The 23,033-nt window shown below is 69.7% G+C and carries 21 protein-coding genes and 2 pseudogenes; 18 read left to right on the top strand and 5 right to left on the bottom strand.

The window, feature by feature from the left end:
* The 3 genes from mnmA to LCH29_RS21485 all read left to right on the top strand — a co-directional run bounded on the left by mnmA (nt 1) and on the right by LCH29_RS21485 (nt 3,442).
* Complete coding sequence (mnmA, locus tag LCH29_RS21495) at nt 1–1,155, top strand: tRNA 2-thiouridine(34) synthase MnmA (protein ID WP_446463369.1); 1,155 nt, start codon at nt 1–3, stop codon at nt 1,153–1,155.
* 10 nt (nt 1,156–1,165) lie between these two features.
* On the top strand, nt 1,166–1,453 hold the full coding sequence (locus LCH29_RS21490) for a hypothetical protein (RefSeq protein ID WP_446463368.1): 288 nt from the start codon (nt 1,166–1,168) through the stop codon (nt 1,451–1,453).
* Between the two features lie 264 nt (nt 1,454–1,717).
* Nucleotides 1,718–3,442, top strand: a complete 1,725-nt coding sequence (locus LCH29_RS21485) for a glycine/sarcosine N-methyltransferase (protein ID WP_446463441.1) — start codon at nt 1,718–1,720, stop codon at nt 3,440–3,442.
* Nucleotides 3,443–3,688: 246 nt separating this feature from the next.
* Here the strand turns inward: LCH29_RS21485 and LCH29_RS21480 are convergent, their stop codons facing one another.
* The 4 genes from LCH29_RS21480 to LCH29_RS21465 all read right to left on the bottom strand — a co-directional run bounded on the left by LCH29_RS21480 (nt 3,689) and on the right by LCH29_RS21465 (nt 6,612).
* The gene (locus tag LCH29_RS21480; protein ID WP_446463367.1) at nt 3,689–4,225 is read right to left on the bottom strand and encodes a Uma2 family endonuclease; all 537 of its coding nucleotides are present in this window, start codon (nt 4,223–4,225) and stop codon (nt 3,689–3,691) included.
* A gap of 158 nt (nt 4,226–4,383) precedes the next feature.
* Complete coding sequence (locus tag LCH29_RS21475) at nt 4,384–5,202, bottom strand: hypothetical protein (protein WP_446463366.1); 819 nt, start codon at nt 5,200–5,202, stop codon at nt 4,384–4,386.
* 286 nt (nt 5,203–5,488) lie between these two features.
* Nucleotides 5,489–5,740 carry a DUF397 domain-containing protein gene (locus LCH29_RS21470; RefSeq protein WP_446463365.1) on the bottom strand — a complete coding sequence of 84 codons (252 nt, stop codon included), beginning with the start codon at nt 5,738–5,740 and terminating at the stop codon, nt 5,489–5,491.
* Entirely contained in the window at nt 5,737–6,612 is an 876-nt protein-coding gene (locus LCH29_RS21465; RefSeq protein ID WP_446463364.1) for a helix-turn-helix domain-containing protein, read from the bottom strand. Before LCH29_RS21465 ends, LCH29_RS21470 begins: the two co-directional genes overlap by 4 nt.
* 45 nt (nt 6,613–6,657) lie before the next feature.
* On the opposite strand from LCH29_RS21465, the gene LCH29_RS21460 reads away from it, so the two are divergent.
* The 6 genes and pseudogenes from LCH29_RS21460 to LCH29_RS21435 all read left to right on the top strand — a co-directional run bounded on the left by LCH29_RS21460 (nt 6,658) and on the right by LCH29_RS21435 (nt 11,299).
* Nucleotides 6,658–6,954: a hypothetical protein gene (locus tag LCH29_RS21460; protein WP_446463363.1), complete on the top strand. Its 297-nt coding sequence runs from the start codon at nt 6,658–6,660 to the stop codon at nt 6,952–6,954.
* A 30-nt stretch (nt 6,955–6,984) separates the two neighbouring features.
* Nucleotides 6,985–7,200: pseudogene (locus LCH29_RS21455) on the top strand (LOG family protein); the annotation flags it as partial.
* A 186-nt stretch (nt 7,201–7,386) separates the two neighbouring features.
* A complete protein-coding gene (locus LCH29_RS21450; protein WP_446463362.1) occupies nt 7,387–8,934 on the top strand; it encodes an IS200/IS605 family accessory protein TnpB-related protein in 1,548 nt (515 codons plus the stop codon).
* Nucleotides 8,935–8,983: 49 nt separating this feature from the next.
* Nucleotides 8,984–9,094 (top strand): annotated as a pseudogene (locus LCH29_RS21445) (TIGR00730 family Rossman fold protein); the annotation flags it as partial.
* Between the two features lie 33 nt (nt 9,095–9,127).
* The gene (locus LCH29_RS21440) at nt 9,128–10,465 is read left to right on the top strand and encodes an AAA family ATPase (RefSeq protein WP_446463440.1); all 1,338 of its coding nucleotides are present in this window, start codon (nt 9,128–9,130) and stop codon (nt 10,463–10,465) included.
* 51 nt (nt 10,466–10,516) lie between these two features.
* Nucleotides 10,517–11,299, top strand: coding sequence for an RloB family protein (locus tag LCH29_RS21435; RefSeq protein WP_446463361.1), 783 nt, complete (start codon nt 10,517–10,519; stop codon nt 11,297–11,299).
* Between the two features lie 30 nt (nt 11,300–11,329).
* Here LCH29_RS21435 and LCH29_RS21430 read toward each other — a convergent pair whose 3' ends face one another.
* Nucleotides 11,330–11,938, bottom strand: coding sequence for an SRPBCC family protein (locus tag LCH29_RS21430; RefSeq protein ID WP_446463360.1), 609 nt, complete (start codon nt 11,936–11,938; stop codon nt 11,330–11,332).
* A 138-nt stretch (nt 11,939–12,076) separates the two neighbouring features.
* On the opposite strand from LCH29_RS21430, the gene LCH29_RS21425 reads away from it, so the two are divergent.
* The 9 genes from LCH29_RS21425 to gatB all read left to right on the top strand — a co-directional run bounded on the left by LCH29_RS21425 (nt 12,077) and on the right by gatB (nt 22,904).
* Nucleotides 12,077–12,727, top strand: a complete 651-nt coding sequence (locus LCH29_RS21425; protein ID WP_446463359.1) for a TetR/AcrR family transcriptional regulator — start codon at nt 12,077–12,079, stop codon at nt 12,725–12,727.
* A gap of 42 nt (nt 12,728–12,769) precedes the next feature.
* Entirely contained in the window at nt 12,770–13,459 is a 690-nt protein-coding gene (locus LCH29_RS21420; protein ID WP_446463358.1) for an SDR family oxidoreductase, read from the top strand.
* 26 nt (nt 13,460–13,485) lie between these two features.
* Nucleotides 13,486–14,499: a methionine synthase gene (locus LCH29_RS21415; RefSeq protein WP_446463357.1), complete on the top strand. Its 1,014-nt coding sequence runs from the start codon at nt 13,486–13,488 to the stop codon at nt 14,497–14,499.
* A 15-nt stretch (nt 14,500–14,514) separates the two neighbouring features.
* Nucleotides 14,515–16,725 (top strand): NAD-dependent DNA ligase LigA, encoded by a 2,211-nt coding sequence (ligA, locus tag LCH29_RS21410; RefSeq protein ID WP_446463356.1) that lies wholly within the window; start codon nt 14,515–14,517, stop codon nt 16,723–16,725.
* 327 nt (nt 16,726–17,052) lie between these two features.
* Nucleotides 17,053–19,146, top strand: coding sequence for a putative bifunctional diguanylate cyclase/phosphodiesterase (locus LCH29_RS21405; RefSeq protein WP_446463355.1), 2,094 nt, complete (start codon nt 17,053–17,055; stop codon nt 19,144–19,146).
* A 206-nt stretch (nt 19,147–19,352) separates the two neighbouring features.
* Nucleotides 19,353–19,649 (top strand): Asp-tRNA(Asn)/Glu-tRNA(Gln) amidotransferase subunit GatC, encoded by a 297-nt coding sequence (gene gatC / locus LCH29_RS21400; protein ID WP_009714835.1) that lies wholly within the window; start codon nt 19,353–19,355, stop codon nt 19,647–19,649.
* 5 nt (nt 19,650–19,654) lie between these two features.
* On the top strand, nt 19,655–21,148 hold the full coding sequence (gatA, locus tag LCH29_RS21395; protein WP_446463354.1) for an Asp-tRNA(Asn)/Glu-tRNA(Gln) amidotransferase subunit GatA: 1,494 nt from the start codon (nt 19,655–19,657) through the stop codon (nt 21,146–21,148).
* Nucleotides 21,145–21,384: a hypothetical protein gene (locus LCH29_RS21390; protein WP_179936925.1), complete on the top strand. Its 240-nt coding sequence runs from the start codon at nt 21,145–21,147 to the stop codon at nt 21,382–21,384. The genes gatA and LCH29_RS21390 overlap by 4 nt, the downstream gene beginning before the upstream one ends.
* A 14-nt stretch (nt 21,385–21,398) precedes the next feature.
* On the top strand, nt 21,399–22,904 hold the full coding sequence (gatB, locus tag LCH29_RS21385; RefSeq protein ID WP_446463353.1) for an Asp-tRNA(Asn)/Glu-tRNA(Gln) amidotransferase subunit GatB: 1,506 nt from the start codon (nt 21,399–21,401) through the stop codon (nt 22,902–22,904).
* Nucleotides 22,905–23,033: the final 129 nt, after the last annotated feature.

Genomic DNA, 23,033 nt, shown 5'->3' with positions numbered 1-23,033 from the left:
ATGACTGACTTCCCCGGTGCGCCCACAGGTCCCCGCGACGGCCGTCGCCTGCGCGTCCTCGCCGCCATGTCCGGCGGCGTGGACTCGGCGGTCGCCGCCGCGCGGGCGGCCGAGGCGGGCCACGATGTGACCGGCGTCCACCTCGCGCTCTCCGCCAACCCGCAGTCCTTCCGCACCGGCGCCCGCGGCTGCTGCACGATCGAGGACTCGCGCGACGCCCGCCGGGCCGCCGACGTGATCGGCATTCCGTTCTACGTCTGGGACCTGGCCGAGCGGTTCCGCGAGGACGTCGTCGAGGACTTCATCGCCGAGTACGAGGCGGGCCGCACCCCCAACCCCTGCCTGCGCTGCAACGAGAAGATCAAGTTCGCCGCGCTGCTGGACAAGGCGCTCGCGCTCGGCTTCGACGCCGTGTGCACCGGGCACTACGCCACGGTCGTCCGCGGCGACGACGGCGTTCTGGAGCTGCACCGCGCCAGCGACATGGCCAAGGACCAGTCGTACGTCCTCGGGGTCCTGGACGAGCGGCAGCTCGCCCACGCCATGTTCCCCCTCGGCGACACGCTGACCACCAAGGACGAGATCCGCGCCGAGGCCGAGCGGCGGGGCCTCGCCGTCGCCAAGAAGCCCGACAGCCATGACATCTGCTTCATCGCGGACGGCGACACCCAGGGCTTCCTCTCCCGCCACCTCGGCACCGCCGAGGGCGACATCGTGGACGAAGACGGCCAGAAGCTCGGCACCCACGAGGGCGCGTACGGCTTCACCATCGGCCAGCGCAAGGGGCTGCGCATCGGCCACCCGGCGGCCGACGGCAAGCCGCGGTACGTGCTGGACATCTCCCCGGTGAACAACACGGTCACCGTCGGCCCCGCCGAAGCCCTGGACGTCTCGGCGCTCACCGCCATCAAGCCCCGCTGGTGCGGCGCCGCCCCCACCGGGCCCGGCACCTACACCGCCCAGCTCCGCGCCCACGGCGGCGAGACCGAGGTGACGGCCGAACCGGTCGGCGGCGAGCTGCGGGTTTCCTTCGCCGAGCCGGTCCGCGGAGTGGCCCCCGGCCAGGCGATCGTGCTCTACGACGGCACCCGCGTCGTGGGCTCGGCGACCATCGCGGCGACGGAGCGCTCCCGCCCGGTCGCCCGGCAGGCATAACGCCGGAGTCGTGTCCGTTCCGCACTGTTTTGGCGCCCAGATACGCCGTACGGCGGTGGTGGTGCTCAGCACCGACCGGCTCAGCATCTCCGGCTCACCCGGCCCGCTCGTCGAGGACCTGGGCAAGGGGCGCCACTACCGGTATCGCTACAGTCGGCTGCGGCTGCTCGTCGAACGGGACCAGCGCTACTACCTGCTGCCCCTGGGCTGGCGCCACCGCACCGACCCCACCTACGTCATCGCCGACGACGACAGCGTGCGCGTCGAACTCTTCCCGGGTACGCAGTCCTCCCGCTGAGGGAGTGGGAGGCACTCCACGGTGCATAATGGGAAACTCGTTCCGCCATGAGCTACGGTTCGCCCTTTCCGGATGCTGGCGACCGGGCCGTGTCGGGGAGCCCGATGCGGGCACTCGCTTCCACCGATCCCGGCTGATGCCGCTGCGGATACGTCCGCCTTTAGCGCGAAGAAACACTAAAAACAGCATGAAACGGTGTATTCCGGATTGGCCAGTCTGTGTTGCTTTGTATTTACATACAATTTGGCGTCGCAGGTGGCATAGATCACGGGAGTTCGGGGAGGCGCACATCCGGACACGGGTGCCGTCGTCCGCTGTCTCAGCACCGGAGGTTTCGTTATTTCTGCGCGATCGGTCCAGAAATTCGGAGACAATCCATTCGAGGTCAGGGACACCGATCACTACACCGAGGAGTACGTACCAAGCTTCGTTGAAAAATGGGACTCACTGATCGACTGGGAAAAGCGAGCAGAAAGTGAGGGCACGTTCTTCATCGACCTCCTTCGGGAGCGTGGCGTAAAAAAGGTCCTCGATGTGGCCACGGGGACCGGCTTTCATTCCGTGCGGCTCCTGGAAGCCGGGTTCGAGACCGCGAGCGTCGATGGAAGCGCCGAGATGCTCGCCCAGGCGTTCGACAACGGGCTCAAGCACGGCGAGCACATCCTCCGCGTCGTCCAGGCCGACTGGCGTTGGCTCAACCGCGACGTTCACGGCCCGTACGACGCGATCGTCTGCCTCGGCAATTCCTTCACGCACCTCTTCTCGGAGCGTGACCGCCGCAAGGCCCTCGCCGAGTTCTACGCGATGCTCAAGCATGACGGCGTCCTGATCCTCGACCACCGCAACTACGACGCCATGCTCGATCAGGGCTACTCCAGCAAGCACGTGTTCTACTACTGCGGGGAGGATGTCGCCGTCGAGCCGGAGCACGTCGACGAGGGGCTGTGCCGTATGCGCTACAGCTTCCCCGACGAATCCGTCTACCACCTCAACATGTTTCCGCTGCGCAAGGACTACACGCGCAGGCTCATGGAAGAGGTCGGCTTCCAGCGGATCGAGACGTACGGCGACTTCCAGCACACCTACCGGGAGGAGCAGCCCGACTTCTTCATCCACGTCGCGGAGAAGGCGTACATCGCGACCGACGAGACGGCCGCGGAGTACTCCCCGGCCGTCGGTACCGCCCGCGACTACTACAACTCCACGGACGCCGACGAGTTCTACTGGCGCGTCTGGGGCGGCGAGGACATCCACATCGGCGTGTACGACCGGCCCGACGAGCCGATCGCCGAGGCCAGCAGGCGCACCGTCGCCCGCATGGCAGGCCGCCTCGACCTCACGCCGGACTCCCGCGTCCTCGACCTCGGAGCGGGCTTCGGCGGCTCCGCGCGCTATCTCGCCGAGACGTACGGCTGCCGCGTCACCGCCCTCAACCTCAGCGAGGTCGAGAACGAGCGGCACCGTGCGATCAACGCCGAGCGCGGGCTGAGCGAGATCATCGAGGTGCTGGACGGCTCCTTCGAGAAGATCCCGCTACCGGACAACAGCGTCGACGTCGTCTGGTCGCAGGACGCGTTCCTGCACAGCGGCAACCGCCGCCGCCCCCTGGAGGAGGCCGCCCGCGTCCTGCGCCCCGGCGGTCAGATCATCTTCACCGACCCCATGGCGGCGGACGGCTGCCCGTCCGACACCCTGCGGCCCATCCTGGACCGCATCCACCTCGACACCATGGGCTCCCCGGACTTCTACCGCCACGAACTGGCCCGCCTCGGCTTCACCGAGGTCGGCGGTGGCTTCGAGGAGCTACGCGAGCAACTGGTCACGCACTACGGCCGGGTCCTGGAGGAGACCCGCCGCCAGGAGGACCAGGGCCTGTCGGAACACATCAGCGCCGACTACCTCGCCCACATGAAGAAAGGTCTCACCAACTGGGTCGAGGGCGGTAAGAGCAACCATGTGACGTGGGGAATCTTCCACTTCACCCGGTAGCCCGATCCCTCCGGTAACCCGGTAACGGCCGGTGGCAGGCCCAGCCTGCCACCGGCCGCCTGGTTACTTCCGCTTATGGAGCTGGACTCCCAAAGCGATGAAAAACAGTATGGCGATTCCGATCGGCACCCAGAGAGGAACAATGCCAAGCCCCTTGTAGGCCAATACAGCCGTCATGGAGCTCCGAGTGCCCCCGGGATCCCGGTTGAATCCATGCCTGCCCCGTCACAGCCCGCCCATGATCCTTCAGTACGTGTAGAGGGACTTGGTGTCGAGCGTCGCGTCGATCGGATCACCGATCGGCACCGGCTCGCCGAAATCGGTCTCCAGCGATGCGCGGTAGTGGTTCCCGCTGGGCAGCGAGTAGAGCAGGCACTTCCCCTCGATGGGGTTGACGATCAGGTAGTACGGGATTCCCGCGAGGGCGTACTTCTTGACCTTCTTGTCGGTGTCGTTCTCGGGGTTGGACTCAGAGACGACCTCGGCCACGAGGATGATCTCGTCGGCGGGGAACTGCTTCAGCCGCGTACCCCGGTAGGAGGGGTGAGCGACGGCGAGGTCCGGGCGGAGGAGCGTCTTGCCGTGCCAGCCGTCGTAGACGGTGTCGACCTCGGTCATCACGAACCATTGGGACACGAGCTGGGAGGCAATGGTGAGAACCATGTTCCCGTGTGGGCTGCTGACCACGGTGCTGACGTAGACCTCTCCGTCGATCATCTCGGCGTGGTAGTCCGGGAATGCCGCGTCGAATTCCTCGAATCGCCGCATCTCTTCGGTCTGCACTGGGCTCTCCATCTGCGCTGTCATGGTGTGCCCGCCCCTCGTGATCGTGGCCTCTGCCAGGGTAGCTGTGGGTAGGCACCCCCGCACACGGTCGGAGCATCGCCAAGTACAGGTGTCATGCGGTCGTACCTCTTTCGGGCTGAAGCGTTGGTTCGTGGTCAAGCGGCGAGCGGCGCCGAGTCGTCCGCCGCTCCCCGGCAGTCGCGGCACCGTCCCGGCCGGGGCGCGCGGAAGACGCGGTCGCAGCCGTCGCAGTCCTGGAAGGGGAGGGGACGGGTCGGCGCCGGGGCGTCGGCAGGAGCGGGTGGCCGCAGGGCGGCCAGGCGGTACGCGAGCAGCCGCGCCGGACGGCGGTCGATGCGGTCGGGGAGCCCGGAGGTCAGCGCCTCGGCGATCTCGTGCGGACCGACGCCACGGTCGAGCCATTCCGCGACGGCCGGTGCCAGCGCGGCGGTCTCCCGCTCGGACAGCACGAGCCGCCGGTCGCGGTGCCGCAGGGAGCCGAGGACGGCGGCGGCGCGGGGATCGGGCGCGGCACCCGGCTTCGGCCCGGGCTCCGGCTTCGGCGCCGGTTCCGCGACGGGCGCCTCGGGCGCGGGTACGGCCGGGGGCGCGTCGCTTTCCGTACGGCCCGGCGCGTCGTACACGAACGTACGGGTGACGATCCGCCCGCCCGGCCCCCGCTCGACGCGCCGTTCCAGCCAGCCCTCCGCCTCCAGCTCGTTGAGCGCGGCGGAGATCCGGGCCCGGCCCTCCTTGAAGTGCGCGCAGAGCGCGTCGATGCGGATGGAGGCGCCGTCGGGCAGGGACAGGATGTACGCGGCGACGCCGACGGTCACCGCACTGCCCGCCCGCTGGGCGAGCCGATTGGAGAGCACGGTGAAGTTGGCGGTGTGCCGGGTGCGGACGTGGATGACGCCGGACGCGGGAGCGTCGGCGCGAGCGCGCATGGGCGCACTAGACTGCGTATCAGCCATCGGGAAGGGTTCGTCTTCCTAGTTGGTCAGGCCCTCGTTTCGGGATGGCAGTCCCGGCGGGGGCCGACGTCTGTGTGCGGTTGTTGCGGCGAGACTAACCCGACCCTTGGCATATTCGCGCCCAAGTCACCCGATGGGGTGATGAGTTGGGTGGGGTGGGTGGGAGTTCTTTTCCGGGGTTCTTAGGTAGGGCGCGGCCCCACCGGCGGTCGGCTCCCCGGCACCTGGCTCCACCCCACCGGCTGTCGGTCACCCGGCAACCGGTGGAGCGTGCGGTTCGGCTGCGCTATGCGATCGGCTGTCGGGCCGCGAAGCCGACGAAGGCCGACCATGCGGGGGCAGTGACGGTGAGGGCCGGTATCGCGGTGTCCTTGGAGTCGCGGATGTGTACGGCATCAGGGCACGCGGCTACCTCGACGCATGCTTCCCCTTCGGCGCCGCTGTAGCTGGACTTGTGCCATTCGACGGCGACTTCGACGCAGGCTTCGTCTTGGCCGCCGCTGTAGCTGCTCTTGAACCAGGTCAGTTCGCTGTTCATTGGTCTCCCGCCAACAGTCGCTTGATGAAGGCCACCGATGCTTCGGGGTCCAGGGCTTGCGACTGGATCGTGCCATAGCGGTGGTTGAGCACGCTCACGTCTTCGGGGTCCGGTAGGAAGTAACTACCCTGTTGGCCTTCGACGTAGCCGATGGTCTGGTGCACCGGCGTTTCCAGCAGGACAAAGGGCCCTGCGACACCGGCGTTGGTCTCCCGGGAGTCCGGCATGACCTGGAGCTGAAGGTTGTGGAGGTCAGCACACTTCAGCAGGTGGCGCAGTTGCTCCTTCCATACCTCCGTACCGCCGATCGTCTTCCGTAGCACGGCCTCCTCCAGCACGAAGGCCAACCTGGGGGCGGGCTTGCGGTGCAAGAGCTGCTGCGTCTCCAAGCGCGTCTGGACGGCAGCCTCGACCTCCTCCTCGTCCAGGCTGGGGCGCAGGGAACGCAACACCGCCCGCGCGTAGTCATCGGTCTGGAGCAATCCGTGCAGGATGTGGGTGCAGTACACGTAGAGCGACAGCGCCTGGGCCTGCAACTCCCGATACTCCTGCGTCCACTCCGGCGGCCCGTCCTGCCACAACAGCTTGGCCGCTTCAATCAGCAGCCCCTGCGCGGCCAGCGCCTCATCCACCGCCACCACATACGGCGGCTTCGGTACCCGCTCGCCGCGCTCCACCTTGGCGATCATCGATTCGGTGTAAGGGACCCGCTTCTCCAGGTCCTTCATCGTCCATCCGAGCCGTTCCCGCATCATGCGGGACTGCGCACCGAACACCCTCGCGGCCGGTGACGGCTTCTTCTTCCGCTGGGTCAAAGCGAACCCTCCCCATCGCACAGATCGCACCGTCGCGGCGATGTCACGCACCGTCACGCCGATTCTGTGACCAGGCTAGACGCGACCTGTGACAGTAGGCACATGTCACGCGAAGTCACCCCAACGACCGGTCTCCGCTTGCTACCCTGGACGACTCCCGACGGCCGCCCCTGCTATCTCTCCACCGACGGCGACGGTCCCGTGGCCGCTCTGGCGGACGAGGTCGAGGACATGCAGCTCTCCACCGGAGACGAACTGCTGACCCACGCCCGCGCGATGCTCGCCGACCCCAAAGTCCCGCTCGGCGAGTTCCGCTTCCTCTCCGCCCGCCTCGCCGAGGCGCTGCACGACGCGATCCGCGTGGCGCGGAGCCGTGAATGTGTCCGACCCGGCTCGTAGGGTGACGGCCATGAAAACCACCCCCGCCCGGTGGAGTTCCTCGCCGCGAAGGCCCGGGAGGGCGCCGACGAGATGGTGGTCACCAAGGATCTTGCCGAGCGCAAGGCGCAGCTGCTCGCCCGGGTCGACGCCGTCGTGATCATGGTGGGCGGGGCCGGGACGCTGGACGAGGCGACGGAGATCCTGGAGCTGAAGAAGCACGGGCTGCACATCAAGCCGGTCGTGCTGCTGAACGCGGCGGGGTTCGGAACTCCTGCCGCTTGACCTTGTACGAGTGCGCTTTTGCGAGCGTAAATGAGCGCTGGCAATCGGCAGCCGAGGCGTATGGGCGGGCGTCGAGCCCATGGGAACGGAGGTGCGCATGTCGAATGCGTGACCTTTGCGGGTGGAGGTCGTTGGACGGGGCGAGAGGGTCTTCGATGATGGCCGGGGGTGAGGGGTTTGGGCGAGGTGCGGGAGGTGGCGGCGCCGTTCGTGGTCCCTGGCCCGACGGGGGTGGCGGTCCGGGCCCGGTTACGCGTGTCGGAGACCGATGCGGCGGTACTGGCAGAGGTCGGCGTGTTCCTCGGTGGACTGGCCGCGGGTGATCTCGCGGTGCGTTCCCGGCAGGGCTTGGAGCACGGCAGCAAGACCTGGGCGGTGCGGAAGCGGGAGCTGACCGGGACCGCATCGGCGCGGTGGGCGGGCAGTATCACCAAGGCCACTCACGATCAGTGGGCTTTGGCCCGGCGCGGACAGGCAGCCGAGATGGCGTGGCTGCGCAAGCAGATCGCGTCGATCCAGGCGCGGCTGGCCCGTCCGCTGGGGGCGAAGGCGGACAAGCGGGAAGGCGTGCCGCGTGGCTACGGTTCGCGGGCCGAGTGGCATGCCAAGTCCCGGCGCCTGCACGCGCTGCGGGCCCGGCTGGCCGGGGTGGAGGCGGACTGGGCAGCGGGTCGCGTCCGGGTGGTGCGCGGCGGGAAGAAACTCGCGCACCTGCGCCACCACCTGGACCAGGCCGGACTGAGCGAGCAGGCATGGCAGGAGCGCTGGAAGACGGCGCGGATGTTCCTGGGCGCCCACGGGGAGTCCGGCAAACGCCTGGGCAACGAAACCATTCGCATCACCGCCACCGGACAGCTCTCGATCAGACTCCCCGCCGCGTTGGTCCGCCTGGCCAACGCACCGCACGGCCGGTACGTGCTGGACGCCACGGTGGCGTTCCACCACCGGAGTGAGGAGTGGCGGGACCGCATCACCGCGAACCGGGCGGTGGCCTACCGCATCCACCACGACGTCGCCCGGGGGCGCTGGTATGTGACCGCCTCCTGGCAGCGCACCCCCGCCCCCGTCCTTCCACTGGAAGCCGCGCTCGCCCGGGGTGTGGTCGCCGTCGACATGAACGACGATCACCTGGCCGCCTGGCGCCTGGACACCCACGGCAACCCGATGGGCGAACCCCGCCGCTTCGTCTACGACCTGTCGGGGGGCGCCCAGCACCGGGACGCCCAGATCCGGCACGCCCTGACCCGGCTGCTGCACCACACCCGCGCCGCCGGGGCGGGGGCGATCGCGGTCGAGGACCTGGACTTCACCGACGGCCGGTGCCGGGAGAAGTACGGCCGTAACAAGCGCTTCTGCCGTCTGATCTCCCGTTTTCCCGCCGCGAGACTGAAGGCGCGGCTGGTGGCGATGGCCGCCGAGCAGAACATCGCGACAGCCCCTGACCACGAGCAACCGCAAGGTTTCCCGGCACGATGCGGCCAGCATCGCGATCGGGCGACGCGCCCTCGGACACCCGATCCGGCGACGGACGGCACCGCCCCCGCACGACCAGAGCGATCGTGCGGGGCATCGGACTGCCCAGGCCCGACCGGAGACCCGACGGCGCGAGGGACCCCGCCCCCGCCTTCCCGGACCACGGACACGATTCGTGCCGCCCGGCAGCGGAGCGAACGCGGGCGACCAGCATGCCCAACACCGTTCGGGGCACGCGGCTGAGCATGGAGCCTGGCATCAGGACTCACTCCCGCTCAGTCTTTAGGAACGGTTCTACGACGGGCTGAAGCAGCAGTTCCAGCGGATGGAAGCGGAGGGCTTCCTGCCGTGCCCGCTCAGCGACCTCGTCCACTTCGCGGAGAACGGTGTGGAGGCTTGTGCTGACACATCCAGTAGCCGCGTCATAGGCTGTCTCATGTGGGTTTTCCGCATCAGAGAGCATAAGGCGGCGATCTGGGCACCGCCTCACGAGGAGGATGCCGTGCTGCTCAGCTTCCGGGTGGCCAATCACCGGTCGATCCGCGACGAGCAAGAGCTGTCGCTGGTGGCGACCGAGTTCAACGACGGTACGGGCCGAGAGACGAGCGCCCGGTTCGAGGGCAAGCCTGTGTCCGTGCTGCCTGCGATCGGGATCTTCGGCTCCAACGCTTCGGGCAAGTCGAACGCGCTGGAGGCCCTGCGATTCATGAGAACGGCCGTACTCGCGTCCTTCGCCGACTGGGGCAAGGAGCCGGATGCCGTTCCCCGCGAGCCGTTCGCGCTCGACCCCGCGGCCCGCGAGGAAACCAGTCTCTTCGAGGTCGAGCTGCTCCTGGGCCGCGCCCAGACCCGTTATACCTACGGGTTCGAGGTGTCCGACCAGCGAGTAGAAGCGGAATGGCTCCACGCCTATCCCTCCGGGCGTCGCCAGATTTGGTTCGACCGGGAGGCCGGGAGGTCGGAGGACGAGGGTGGCGAGTTCAATTTCCCCGGCAGCGGGCTCCGCGGCCGTAAGGATGAAGCCACGGCCCTTACCAGGCCCAACGCCCTCTTCCTCACGGTCGCGGCCACCCTCAACCATCCGCAGCTCTCCGCCGTTCATCGCTGGTTCGTCGACAACCTGTGGTCGGGCGACACTGAGGACCGCACCCACTGGACCCGCAGACAGCTCGGCCGCTCCGACGTGGAGGGGAAGAGGCTGCGGGAACGGCTGACGAGATTGCTCGCCGTGGCGGACCTCGGCATTACCGGGATGGACCACGACCCCGAGAGCGGTGAAGTGCGCCTGCTGCACCGGGCCCCTGGCGGTGGCAGCATTCCCTTGGACTTCTGGGGTCAGGAATCCCGGGGCACCCATGCCTGGTTCGCTTTCCTCGGCCCGCTCTTGTACACCCTGGACCGTGGTGGCTCGCTCCTGGTCGATGAACTGGACTCCAGCCTGCACCCGCTGCTCGCGGCGGAGGTGATCCGTCTCTTCCACGACGGGCAGGCCAATCCACTGGCCGCCCAGCTCATCTTCACCACCCATGACGCGACCCTGCTCGGCAACGCGACCGCCCAGCGCCCGCTCGACCGGGATCAGGTGTGGATCACGGTCAAGAGCCGGGGCGGGGAGACCGAGCTGTATCCGCTGACCGCGGCGAAGGCCCGCAAGGAAGAGCCTCTTGAACGCCGTTACCTCCGGGGTCACTACGGGGGGATTCCTCAGCTCATCACCGGAGAGATCGCGAACGAGCTGGCGAGAGTGGAAGAGGAGCTGAGGGCGACAGCGTGAGCAGGGGGCGGAGAGGACAACAGGACAACGGCGGGCGGCGTAAGCGGCGGCGTGAAGGGGGAGTCTCCCCGGTCGCCTCGTGGGGCGGTCGGTGCGTACGGAAACAGAGCTCAGCGGGTTGTCTACGTAGCGCACGAGGGCGAGAAGACCGAAAAGGACTACCTTCATCTGCTGGAACGCACCTACCGCACCCGTGAGGGCAAGTCTTCCTTCAGGCTTGTCCTGATAGGAGCGGCCGGCGGTCTCCGGCCTATGGCGACCGTCGACAGAGTGTTGGAAGAGGCCGGGCCGCACGACGAGAAGTGGGTGCTCTTCGATCGGGACGCCGCGGACAGCCGTGACGCCGAGATCCCGCGGGCTATGCGCAAGGCCGCCGAGAACGGCGTGCAGGTGGCCCTGTCCCACCCGTCCTTCGAACTGTGGCTGCTGCTCCACTTCAAGCCGTGGACCAGCCCGGAGAGCGGACTCGACGGTGAGATCAAGAAGCAGCTCCGCCAGCACAAGGACGCCAAGGGCTTCGAGGAGTACGACCGCGCTTCCGGCGAACGGGGCAAGGGCCTCGACGGACAGCGGGCGGAGTCACTGCTGGGCCGAGGCCGGGTGAAGAGCGCCATACGCAACGCCCGCAAGTTGGTGAACGCCTGCCCGTACGGGCAGTGCAAGGCCAAGGTCTCCGACGAGAACGGCCCCCTCGATGTGACGAAGTCCCACTCCTACGAGGAATGGACGAAGTACAGCGGCCATGCTGGCGGGTGCGATCCCCTCAAGCGTGACCCGTCCTCCGACGTGTGGCGGCTGCTCGCCGCGCTGGAGATCGACGGCGAAGACGATTGATGACGTACCTGGAGGCGGTCTGATCCGCCCTCACTGACGCCCGCGGGCCTCGGCGGCGGCTTTCAGGTCGCGCAGCCACTGTTCGAGACCCCTGCCGAGGGCCTCGGTCGCGGTGGGGACATCGCCTTCGACCTGGTCGCCGGTCCACGTCTCCTCGGTGTGGACGCGTACACCGCCCTTGACCTTGGTGAACGTCCACAGGTGGACGCCCTCGTCGATGCGCAGCCCGTCGCCGATCGCGGGTCCCTTCCACAGGATGCAGTCGCCGTGCCGGAGTTGGCGGACGGTCGAGGTGATGGTCAGGGTGGTTTCGGGCGTGGTGGGGGTGGCCTGCGCCGGGGTGGTCCACCGGAACTGCGAACCCCTCCGCAGGGGGCCCGAGTCGAGGCGCCTCATGGTGAGGACGGGCGCCTGCCAGGCGGGCCAGCGCTCCACGTCGGTCTGGAGCTTCCAGATGGTGCTCAGCGGCGCCTTGATCACGGTGTCGGTCCGGTAGCGGATCTGCGCGGCGGGGTCGACGCCTTGTCCACGGCACGTGGACGTACCGCCGGGGGTGGCCTGGGCGGACGGGGCGGCCATCCCGAGGGTGGCGGCAACGGCGAGCGGGATCGCGAACGCTAACGGGCGCATGCTCGGCATGAGGTCTCTCCCTTTGCGGTTATGTGCTCTCGTTGTCGTAAGAAGTTCTAATGCGGCGCGAATCGGGGTGTCAATAACCTTCGTGATAACGTCAAACTCAATCTTGAGGGTGTAGTGGCGCAGGAGGGCGGCAGACCTATGGCGGAACCGGGTGCAGGGACCCCGCGCGAGCGCTACCGCGCCCAGGTGCGCGCGGAGATCAAGGAGCGCGCGTGGGAGCAGATCGCCACGGCGGGGGCGTCCGCGCTCTCCCTCAACGCGATCGCCAAGCACATGGGCATGAGCGGACCCGCGCTCTACCGGTACTTCGCCGGGCGGGACGAGCTGATCACCGCCCTCATCAGGGACGCCTACCGAAGCCTCGCCGACACCGTCCAGGCGGCGGCGGCCGAGCCCGGCGCCGACGTGACCGCGCTGGCGCGCGCCTGGCGCGCCTGGGCCCTGGCCGATCCCCAGCGGTACTTCCTCGTCTACGGCACGCCCGTCCCCGGATACCACGCGCCCGACGACATCACCACGATCGCGTCCGAGATCATGGCGGTCCTGCTCGACGCCTTCGCCGCGGTGCCGACGGACGCCCCCGCGACACGGCTCGATGCCCATCTCGAAGAGCACCGCCAGTGGGCCGAACCCCATCCCGCCCCGCCCGCGGCGCTCCGCCGGGCCCTGACCTTCTGGACCCGGCTGCACGGCGTGCTGTCCCTGGAACTCGCGGGCCACTTCACCGGGATGGGCCTCGACCCCGCCGAGCTGTTCGCGGCCGAACTGGACAGCCTGCTCGCGGGCTGACGCGATTCCCTGTGGCCGCGGAAGGTGCGGCAAGCTGGGGGCATGGGAACGCATCTGATCACTGGGGCAGGTTCGGGCATCGGCACGGCGGTCGCCGACCGGCTGGCCGAGCGGGGCGACGAGCTGTGGCTGCTGGCGCGGGACGCCGGGCGGGCGAAGGAGCTGGCCGGGCGGTTCTCGGGGGCGCGTACGGTCGTCGGTGACCTGGCGGACCCGGAGAAGCTGTCGTGGGCGCTGAGCCACCAGTCGCTGCCCGACCGGCTGGACTCGCTGCTGCACATCGCGGGCGTGGTCGACCTCGGCGAGATCGGCGAGCTGACCCCCAAGGCGTGGAACCGGCAGCTCGCCGCCAACCTCGTCGCCCCCGCCGAGCTGACCCGGCTGCTCCTGCCGCAGCTCCGGTTGGGGCAGGGCCACGTCGTCTTCGTCAACTCCGGCGCGGGCCTGCGCGCCAACGCCCAGTGGGGCGCGTACGCGGCCAGCAAGCACGGACTGAAGGCCCTCGCGGACGCGCTGCGCTGGGAGGAGAGCGGAAACGGCGTGCGGGTGACGACCGTCTACCCGGGCCGCACGGCGACGCCGATGCAGGTGAAGGTGCATCAGCAGGAGGGCAAGGAGTACGACGCGGAGCGCTGGATCGCCCCGGAGACCGTCGCGACGACCGTCCTCACCGCCCTCGACCTGCCGCGCGACGCCGAGATCACCGACCTCCAGGTCCGCCCCCGCGGCTGACGCCCGTCACCCCATAGGCTTTCGGGGTGAGCGAGAAGACCAACAAGCACAGCTGGGGCGCGGCGGCCGCGACCGGGGTCGGGTCGATGCCGGGCGACGACGCGCGGGAGGCCGCGAAGACCGTCACCGGGTCGCTGGAGGCGCTGCCGTATCTGCCGGAGCTGCCCGTACGGGGGCCCGGTGCGGACATGATCGGGCGGACCGCCGGGATGCTCGTCGAGGTGTACGCCCATGTGGAGCCGAGCGGCTGGCGGATCAGCGACCGGCCGGGGCGGGACACCCGGCGGGCGCGGTCCTGGCTCGGGGAGGACCTGGACGCGCTGGAGGAGTTCACCCAGGGCCACCGCGGGGCGCTCAAGGTGTCGGCCGTCGGGCCGTGGACGCTGGCCGCGGGCCTGGAGCTGCGGAACGGGGAGGTCGCGCTGAGCGACCCGGGTGCCTGCCGCGATCTGACGGCCTCGCTGGTCGAGGGCGTGCGCGCCCACCTGGCGGAGGTGCGCCGCCGGGTGCCCGGCGCCGAGGTGGCGCTCCAGCTGGACGAGCCGTCGCTGACGGCGGTGCTGACCGGAACCGTCCGTACCGCCAGCGGCTACCGCACCCATGCCGCGGTGGACCGGGGCGTGGTGGAAGGCGCGCTGCGGGATCTGGTGGCGGCGGCGCAGGCGCCGGTGGTGGTGCACTCGTGCGCGCCGAACGTGCCGTTCGGGCTGCTGCGGCGCGCGGGGGCGAGCGGGGTCTCGTTCGATTTCTCGCTGCTCACGGAGCGTGAGGAGGAGGCGATCGGGGAGGCCGTGGAAGGCGGGACGTCGCTGTTCATCGGCGCCGTCCCCGGCAGCGACGCCCCGTTGTCGGACCCTGCCGGTAGCGTCAGGGGTGTCAGGACGCTGTGGCGCAGGCTGGGGCTGTCACCGGGGACTCTCGCGGAGTCCGTGGTGATCACGCCGTCGTGCGGGCTCGCGGGCGCTTCGCCCGCGTACGCGCGCGCCGCGCTGGCCCACTGTGTCCGGGCGGCGAGATCGCTCGCGGACAACCCTGAGTGACGGGAGGACGACACGGTGGCCGGCGAACAGCAGTCGACGGTGCCCACGGAGGCACGGGATGAGCACGCCAAGCTCGCTGAGCAGGTCGAGGAGCACCGCTTCCGGTACTACGTGAAGGACGCCCCGATCGTCAGCGACGCGGAGTTCGACAGGCTCCTGCGCAGGCTGGAGGCGCTGGAGGAGGAGCACCCCGAGCTGCGGACCCCCGATTCGCCCACCCAGAAGGTCGCGGGGGCGTACGAGACGGAGTTCACCGAGGTCGCGCACCGGGAGCGGATGCTCAGCCTGGACAACGCGTTCGACGACGACGAGCTCGGGACCTGGGCCGACCGCATCGCCAAGGAGCTGGGCACCGGCGCGTACCACTTCCTGTGCGAGCTGAAGGTGGACGGTCTCGCGGTCAACCTCACCTATGAGCACGGGCGGCTGACGCGTGCCGCGACCCGTGGAGACGGGCGCACCGGCGAGGACATCACCCCCAACGTGCGCACCATCGCCAAGATCCCCAACCGGCTGACGGGCGACCGCGTCCCGGCGCTGGTGGAGGTGCGCGGCGAGGTCTTCCTGCCCCGCAAGGCGTTCGAGGAGCTGAACGCGCGGCTGGTGGAGGCGGAGAAGCCGCCGTTCGCCAACCCGAGGAACGCGGCGGCGGGTTCGCTGCGCCAGAAGGACCCGAAGATCACCGCCAGCCGTCCGCTGGACATGGTGGTCCACGGGATCGGCGCGCGCGAGGGCTTCGCCATCGACCGGCTGTCGCAGGCGTACGAGCTGCTGCACGAGTGGGGGCTGCCGACCGCCGCCCACTTCAAGGTGGTGGACTCGATCGAGGGCGTGCGGGAGTACATCGCGCACTACGGGGACGGCGAGCGTCGGCACTCGGTGGAGCACGAGATCGACGGCGCGGTCATCAAGCTGGACGAGATCCCGTTGCAGGGGCGGCTCGGCTCCACCTCGCGGGCGCCGCGCTGGGCGATCGCCTGGAAGTTCCCGCCCGAGGAGGTCAACACCAAGCTGGTCGACATCCGGGTGGGTGTGGGGCGCACGGGGCGGGTGACGCCTTATGCGGTGGTTGAACCGATCACAGTCGCGGGATCGGAGGTCGAATTCGCGACACTGCACAACCAGGACGTAGTCAAGGCCAAAGGTGTGCTGATCGGTGACACCGTCGTGTTGCGTAAAGCGGGCGATGTCATTCCGGAGATCCTGGGTCCGGTCGCCGATCTGCGGGACGGCAGCGAGCGCGAATTCGTGATGCCCGCCGAGTGCCCGGAGTGCGGGACCCCGCTCCAGCCCGCCAAGGAGGGCGATGTCGATCTGCGGTGTCCCAACAGCCGGTCCTGCCCGGCGCAGCTGCGCGAGCGGATTTTCTATCTCGCGGGGCGGAAATCCCTGGACATCGAGAACCTCGGTTATGTCGCCGCGGCCGCCCTCACCCAGCCGCTGGAGCCCGCCGAGCCGCCGCTGAGGGACGAGGGCGATCTGTTCGATCTGAAGATCGAACAACTGTTGCCCATCCGTTCGTATGTCATGGACCCGGACAGCGGGCTGCCCAAGCGCGATCCGGAGTCGGGGGAGGAGAAGGTCGTCACCTTCTTCGCCACCCAGAAGGGCGAGGCGAAGAAGAACGCCCTGGCGATGCTGGCCAATATCGAGGCCGCCAAGCAGCGCCCGCTGGCCCGGATCATCACCGGCCTTTCGATCCGTCATGTCGGCCCGGTCGCGGCCGCGGCGCTGGCCCGGGAATTCCGTTCGCTGGACCGGATCGCCGAGGCCGACGAGGAGGAGCTGGCGGCGACCGAGGGCGTCGGCGGAATCATCGCCGCCTCGGTGAAGCAGTGGTTCGCCGTCGACTGGCACCGCGAGATCGTGGAGAAGTGGCGGCGCGCCGGGGTGCGGCTGGAGGAGGAGGCGGGCGAGGACGAGGGCCCGCTGCCGCTCAAGGGGCTGACCGTGGTGGTCACGGGCACGCTGGAATCGCACACCCGGGACGGTGCCAAGGAGGCGCTACAGAACCGTGGTGCGAAAGTCACCGGCTCTGTTTCGAAAAAGACTGATTTCGTAGTCGTCGGCGACAATCCCGGATCGAAGTACGACAAGGCCATGCAGTTGAAGGTCCCCGTGCTCGATGACGACGGATTTGCCGTCCTCCTCGAACAGGGCCCCGACGCCGCCCGCGAGGTCGCCGTAACGCCTCCGGAGGAGTCCGCGGAGGGGACGGAGGAGTAGGTAGTCCGTGAAGTAGGGGGAGTGGTCCGGGAGTAGTCGATGAGCGCGCGAGGAGCTTACGAGGAGTAGTCAAGTCACCCGTCCGGCGCAGTAGTCCGGCCATCTTCGGTGCGATGACCCCGCAAAGCTGGCCGGAATACGACTGGGAGCACTTCCCGGGCACAGCCAGCGGGCATCACCCTTACAGCGCATACCAGAAGGTTATGGATCGTCGGGCGGCATTCGGGCAACCGCTGCCGATCGCCGCCCACCATGCCCTTCTGCCGCCTACTGTTGAGGTGTGCGCCTGCCGTGGCGCTGGCACCGCCGGCTGTGAGAGGGACGGGTATGAAACCGACCGAAAGCGCCGCACCGGCGTCGCGGCTGCGCCGGGTTCTGCTGCCCGCGTTGCCCGCCGCCGCGGTCGCCATGGCCGCTTTCGCACTCGGCATCGGAGTATTCCGAGTGCTCGACGCGGGCCATGCGCTCTTTCCCGACGGCACCGTGGGCTGGTCGCTCGCGGTCCTCACCGGAATCATCGTCGGCCATCTGGTCGCCCTCGGCCGGGACCGCTGGTGGGGCGGCACCGGATCTGGCGCCGCGTTAACCCTGGCCGCGCTGCTGCTCTACGGCTGGATGCCCGCCATGTTCGTCAGCCTCGCCGTGGTGGTCCTGGTCGGCGCCGCCCGACGGCACCGCTGGCGGCAGGCGGCCCTGCACGGCGCGGTCGACATCCTCGGCGTCGGCGCGGCCGCCCTCGTCCTCGCCGCCTTCGGCACCACTCCCTCCGTCGAACAGCCCTGGCACACCGACACCTGGCACGCTTCCGCCATCCCGCAGACGGTCCTCGCCGCCTTCGTCTACCTCACGGTGACCCGCGCCCTGCTGTGGTACTCCCTCGCCCCACCCGGCGCAGGACTCCCCACCGTCGCCCGCACCGCCCTCTTCCGGCAGGCCCTCGTCGGCATCGCCCTGCTCGGCATCGCCCCGCTCATCGTCGTCGTCGCCGGGGACACCCCGCTGCTGCTCCCGCTGTTCGCGGTGCCGCTGGTCGCCCTCGACTCCACGCTGTGGATCGCCCGCGTGCGGGCCGAGGAGCAGTTGCGCGACCCGCTCACCGGGCTGCCCAACCGCCAATGGCTGCTGGAGCGCACCTGGACCGCGCTGGACGAGGCCGAGCGGGCCGGGTCCCGCACCGCGCTCGTCCTGCTGGACCTCGACCGCTTCCGTTCGGTCAACGACACCCTCGGCCACCTGGCGGGCGACCGGCTGCTGCTCCAGATCGCCGAGCGGCTGCGGCTGGCGCTGCCCCGCGGGGCCGAGGTCGCGCGGCTCGGCGGCGACGAGTTCGCCGTACTGCTGCCCACCACCGACTCGCTCACCGCCGCCCAGCGCAGCGCCCGCGTCCTCGTCGGCGACCTCGGCTCCCCGCTCGACCTGGACGGGCTGACCCTGGTGCTGGAGGCCAGCGCCGGGGTCGCCGTCTACCCCGACCACGCGCTCGACGCCGAGGGGCTGCTGCGCCGCGCGGACGTCGCCATGTACCAGGCGAAGCGGGACCGCAGCGGCGTCGAGCTGTACGAGGCGCGCCGCGACGGCAACACCCCCGACCGGCTCGGCCTGCTCGGCGATCTGCGGCGCGCACTGGACGCGGGCGACGTCGAGCTGCACTACCAGCCCAAGGTCGGCTTCGACGGCCATGTCGCCGGGCTGGAGGCCCTGGTCCGCTGGGTGCATCCGGACCGGGGGAAGGTGCCGCCGGACGAGTTCATCTCCATGGCCGAGAGCTCCGGGCTGATGCCCCGGCTCACCGAGTACGTCCTGGAGACCGCGCTCGGCCAGGTCGCGCGCTGGCGCGCCGACGGTCTCGAGGTGCCGGTCGCCGTCAACGTCTCGCCGCGCGATGTGCACACCCCCGGCTTCGCCGGAGCCGTCGCCGGTCGTCTCGCCCGGCACGGGGTCCCGGCCGGGGCGCTCCAGCTGGAGATAACGGAGCACGTGCTGCTGGAGGACCCGCAGCGGGCCGCCGACACCCTCGCCGGGCTCACCGGGCACGGGGTGAAGATGTCCCTGGACGACTTCGGCACCGGGTATTCGTCCCTGGTCCACCTGCGGCGGCTGCCGGTGAGCGAGCTGAAGATCGACCGCTCGTTCGTGGCCCGGCTCGCCGTGGACAACGAGGACGCGGAGATCGTGCGCTGCACGGTCGATCTCGCGCATTCGCTGGGGCTGCTCGTCGTGGCGGAGGGTGTCGAGGACGACGAGACGTGGGAGCGGCTGCGGGATCTGGGCTGTGACGCGGTGCAGGGGTGGCTGGTCGCCGCCGCGATGCCTCCGGAGGAGACGACGGCGTGGCTGCGGGCCCGGGGGGAGAGCGGGTGGCGGCGCGAGGAGTCCACGGACGCTCCTGCGGAGAAGGACGCCGATCAGCCGGTGACGTAACCGGTTGTGGGCAATCGTTCCCCGGGGGCACCTCCCAGCGGTAGCTGGGGGAGGAACGGGTTGGCACAACCCACCCACCGGCCCGCACCCGGCAGCGAAACCCCAGGAGAAGCAGCGCGGCACCGCTAAGCGTTTCGCGCGGGGTGGTGGCGGCGCCATAGGATTGGGCCCGGAAAACACTTCACACTCACCCTGAGGATCGCTGCATGCCTGGCATCACGCGCGAGGAGGTTGCCCACCTCGCACGGCTGGCGCGTCTGGAGCTGAAGGCCGAAGAGCTGGATCACTTCGCCGGACAGCTGGACGACATCATCGGCGCGGTGGCCCGCGTCTCCGAGGTCGCCGACCAAGACGTACCGCCGACCTCCCACCCGCTGCCCCTGACCAACGTCATGCGGCCGGACGAGGTCCGTCCGTCGCTGACCCCGGACCAGGCGCTGTCCGGCGCCCCGGCCCAGGAGCAGCAGCGTTTCAAGGTGCCGCAGATCCTGGGGGAGGACTGACCCGCATGACCGATCTGATCAGGCTCACCGCCGCGGAGATCGCCGCCAAGGTCGCTTCCGGCGAGCTGACCGCCGTCGAGGTCACCGAAGCCCATCTGGCCCGTATCGAGGCCGTCGACGAGAAGGTGCACGCCTTCCTGCACGTGGACCGCGAGGGCGCGCTCGCGCAGGCCCGCGCCGTCGACGAGAAGCGGGCGCGCGGCGAGGAGCTGGGCCCGCTGGCCGGGGTTCCGCTCGCGCTCAAGGACATCTTCACCACCAAGGGGATCCCGACCACCGTCGGTTCCAAGATCCTCGAAGGGTGGATTCCGCCGTACGACGCGACGCTGACCCAGCGGCTGCGGGACGCGGACGTGATCGTCCTCGGCAAGACCAACATGGACGAGTTCGCCATGGGGTCCTCGACCGAGAACAGCGCGTACGGGCCCACCGGCAACCCGTGGGACCTCACCCGCATCCCCGGCGGCTCCGGAGGCGGCTCCGCCGCCTCCCTCGCGTCGTTCCAGGCCCCGCTGGCCATCGGCACCGACACCGGCGGCTCCATCCGCCAGCCCGCCGCCGTCACCGGCACGGTCGGCGTCAAGCCGACGTACGGGGCCGTCTCCCGGTACGGCATGGTCGCCTTCTCGTCCTCGCTCGACCAGGGCGGCCCCTGCGCCCGTACCGTGCTGGACGCGGCGCTGCTGCACGGGGTGATCGCCGGGCACGACCCGCTCGACTCGACCTCCATCGACGCTCCCGTTCCGGCGGTCGTCGAGGCCGCCCGCAACGGCAGCGTCCAGGGGATGCGCGTCGGCGTGGTCAAGGAGTTCGCGGGCGAGGGCTACCAGGTCGGCGTCATGCAGCGCTTCGAGGAGTCGGTGGAGCTGCTGCGCGAGCTGGGCGCCGAGGTCGTGGAGATCTCCTGCCCGTCCTTCGACAAGGCGCTCGCCGCGTACTACCTGATCGCGCCGTCGGAGTGCTCGTCCAACCTGGCCCGCTTCGACGCCATGCGCTACGGCCTGCGGGTGGGCGACGACGGCACGAAGTCCGCCGAGGACGTCACCGCACTCACCCGCGCCGAAGGCTTCGGCGCGGAGGTCAAGCGCCGGATCATGCTCGGTACGTACGCGCTCAGCTCCGGCTACTACGACGCGTACTACGGCTCGGCGCAGAAGGTCCGCACCCTGATCACCCGGGACTTCGAGAAGGCCTTCGAGCAGGTCGACGTCCTGGTCTCGCCGACCACGCCGACCACCGCGTTCCCGATCGGCGAGCGCGCCGACGACCCGATGGCGATGTACCTCGCCGACCTGTGCACGATTCCGGCGAACCTGGCGGGGAACGCGGCCATGTCACTGCCCTGCGGTCTGGCGCCGGAGGACGGTCTGCCGGTCGGATTGCAGATCATCGCTCCCGCCATGGCCGACGACCGGCTCTACCGGGTCGGTGCCGCGGTCGAGGCCGCGCTCACCGAACGGTGGGGCCACCCGCTGATCGAGGAGGCACCGTCGCTATGAGCGCGATCAAGAAGGCCAAGGGCTTCAAGAAGTCCAAGCCCGGCACCTACCTGTCCATCGCGACCTCGCTGTTCGGCGCGGTCAGCGTGATCAAGCAGGCCAAGAAGGCCCGCTTCGAGAACGACAAGCTCCAGCTGGCCGACGCGGTGGTCTCCGCCGCCGCCATCGCCACTGGCGTCGCCCTGCTCGTCCGCGAGCTGAAGCGCATGGGCGACGACGACGTCCTCGCGGGTTGAGAGGTTAGTTTTCCGTGACCGTCACTGAACTGGTGTCGTACGAGGACGCCCTGGCCGCCTACGAGCCCGTGATGGGGCTCGAGGTCCATGTCGAACTCGGCACCAAGACCAAGATGTTCTGCGGGTGTTCGACGTCGCTGGGCGCCGACGCCAACTCGCAGACCTGCCCCACCTGCCTCGGCCTGCCCGGCTCGCTGCCCGTCGTCAACGCGACCGGCGTCGAGTCCGCCATCAAGATCGGTCTCGCGCTGAACTGCGAGATCGCCGAATGGTGCCGCTTCGCCCGGAAGAACTACTTCTATCCGGACATGCCGAAGAACTTCCAGACCTCGCAGTACGACGAGCCGATCGCCTTCAACGGCTATCTGGACGTCGAGGTCGACGGCGAGATCTTCCGCGTCGAGATCGAGCGCGCCCACATGGAGGAGGACACCGGCAAGTCCACCCACGTGGGTGGCGCGACGGGCCGCATCCACGGCGCCTCGCACTCCCTCCTGGACTACAACCGGGCCGGGATCCCGCTCATCGAGATCGTCACCAAGCCGATCGTCGGAGCCGGGGAGAAGGCCCCCGAGGTCGCCCGGGCGTACGTCGCCGAGCTGCGCGAGCTCATCAAGGCGCTCGGGGTCTCCGAGGCGCGCATGGAGATGGGCCAGATGCGGTGCGACGTGAACCTGTCGCTGCGGCCGCACGGCGCCGACAAGTTCGGCACCCGCTCCGAGACGAAGAACGTCAACTCGCTGCGGTCCGTCGAGCGCGCCGCCCGCTTCGAGATCCAGCGCCACGCGGCGGTGCTGAGCGATGGCGGGACGATCATCCAGGAGACCCGTCACTTCCACGAGGAGGACGGCTCCACGACGTCCGGCCGGGTCAAGGAGGAGGCCGAGGACTACCGGTACTTCCCCGAGCCCGACCTCGTGCCCGTCGCGCCGTCGCGCGAGTGGGTCGAGCAGCTGCGCGCCACGCTTCCGGAGCTGCCGCGGGTGCGGCGCACCCGGCTGCGGGAGGAGTGGGGCATCTCGCAGCACGAGATGCAGTCCGTCCTCAACGCGGGTGCCATTGAGCTGATCACCGCGACGATCGACGCGGGTGCGGATGCGGGTGCTGCGCGCAAGTGGTGGATGGGCGAGCTGGCCCGCCGCGCCAACGAGGAGGGCGTCGAGCTCGCCGCCCTCCCCATCACCCCCGTCCAGGTCGCCCGGGTGTGCGCCCTGGTCGACGAGGGCTCCCTCAACGACAAGCTGGCCCGCCAGACGATTGAGGGCGTGCTGGCGGGTGAGGGCGACCCCGATCAGGTCGTGGCCGCCCGCGGCCTGAAGGTCGTCTCGGACGAGGGGGCGTTGGGGACGGCCGTGGACGAGGCGATCGCCGGTAACGCGGCCATCGCCGACAAGATCCGCGGCGGCAAGGTCGCGGCGGCCGGTGCGCTGGTCGGTGCCGTCATGAAGGCCACCCGCGGCCAGGCGGACGCGGCGCGCGTGCGCGAGCTGATCCTGGAGAAGCTGGGCGTCGAGGGCTGAGGCGCTTTCCGCTGGATGCGGTCGGCGGCGGGGTGCGGGGCCGCACCCCGCCGCCGTCGTGTTTTGGGCTTCGTAGCGGGGCGCGGCCCGGTGGGTGGGTGCGGGCTGCGCCGGTGCCCCTCGGGTTTC

It is taken from the genome of Streptomyces sp. BRA346 (assembly GCF_052851135.1).
The sequence above is the reverse complement of the archived record's forward strand: the minus strand, read 5'-3'. Positions and strand labels throughout refer to the sequence as shown.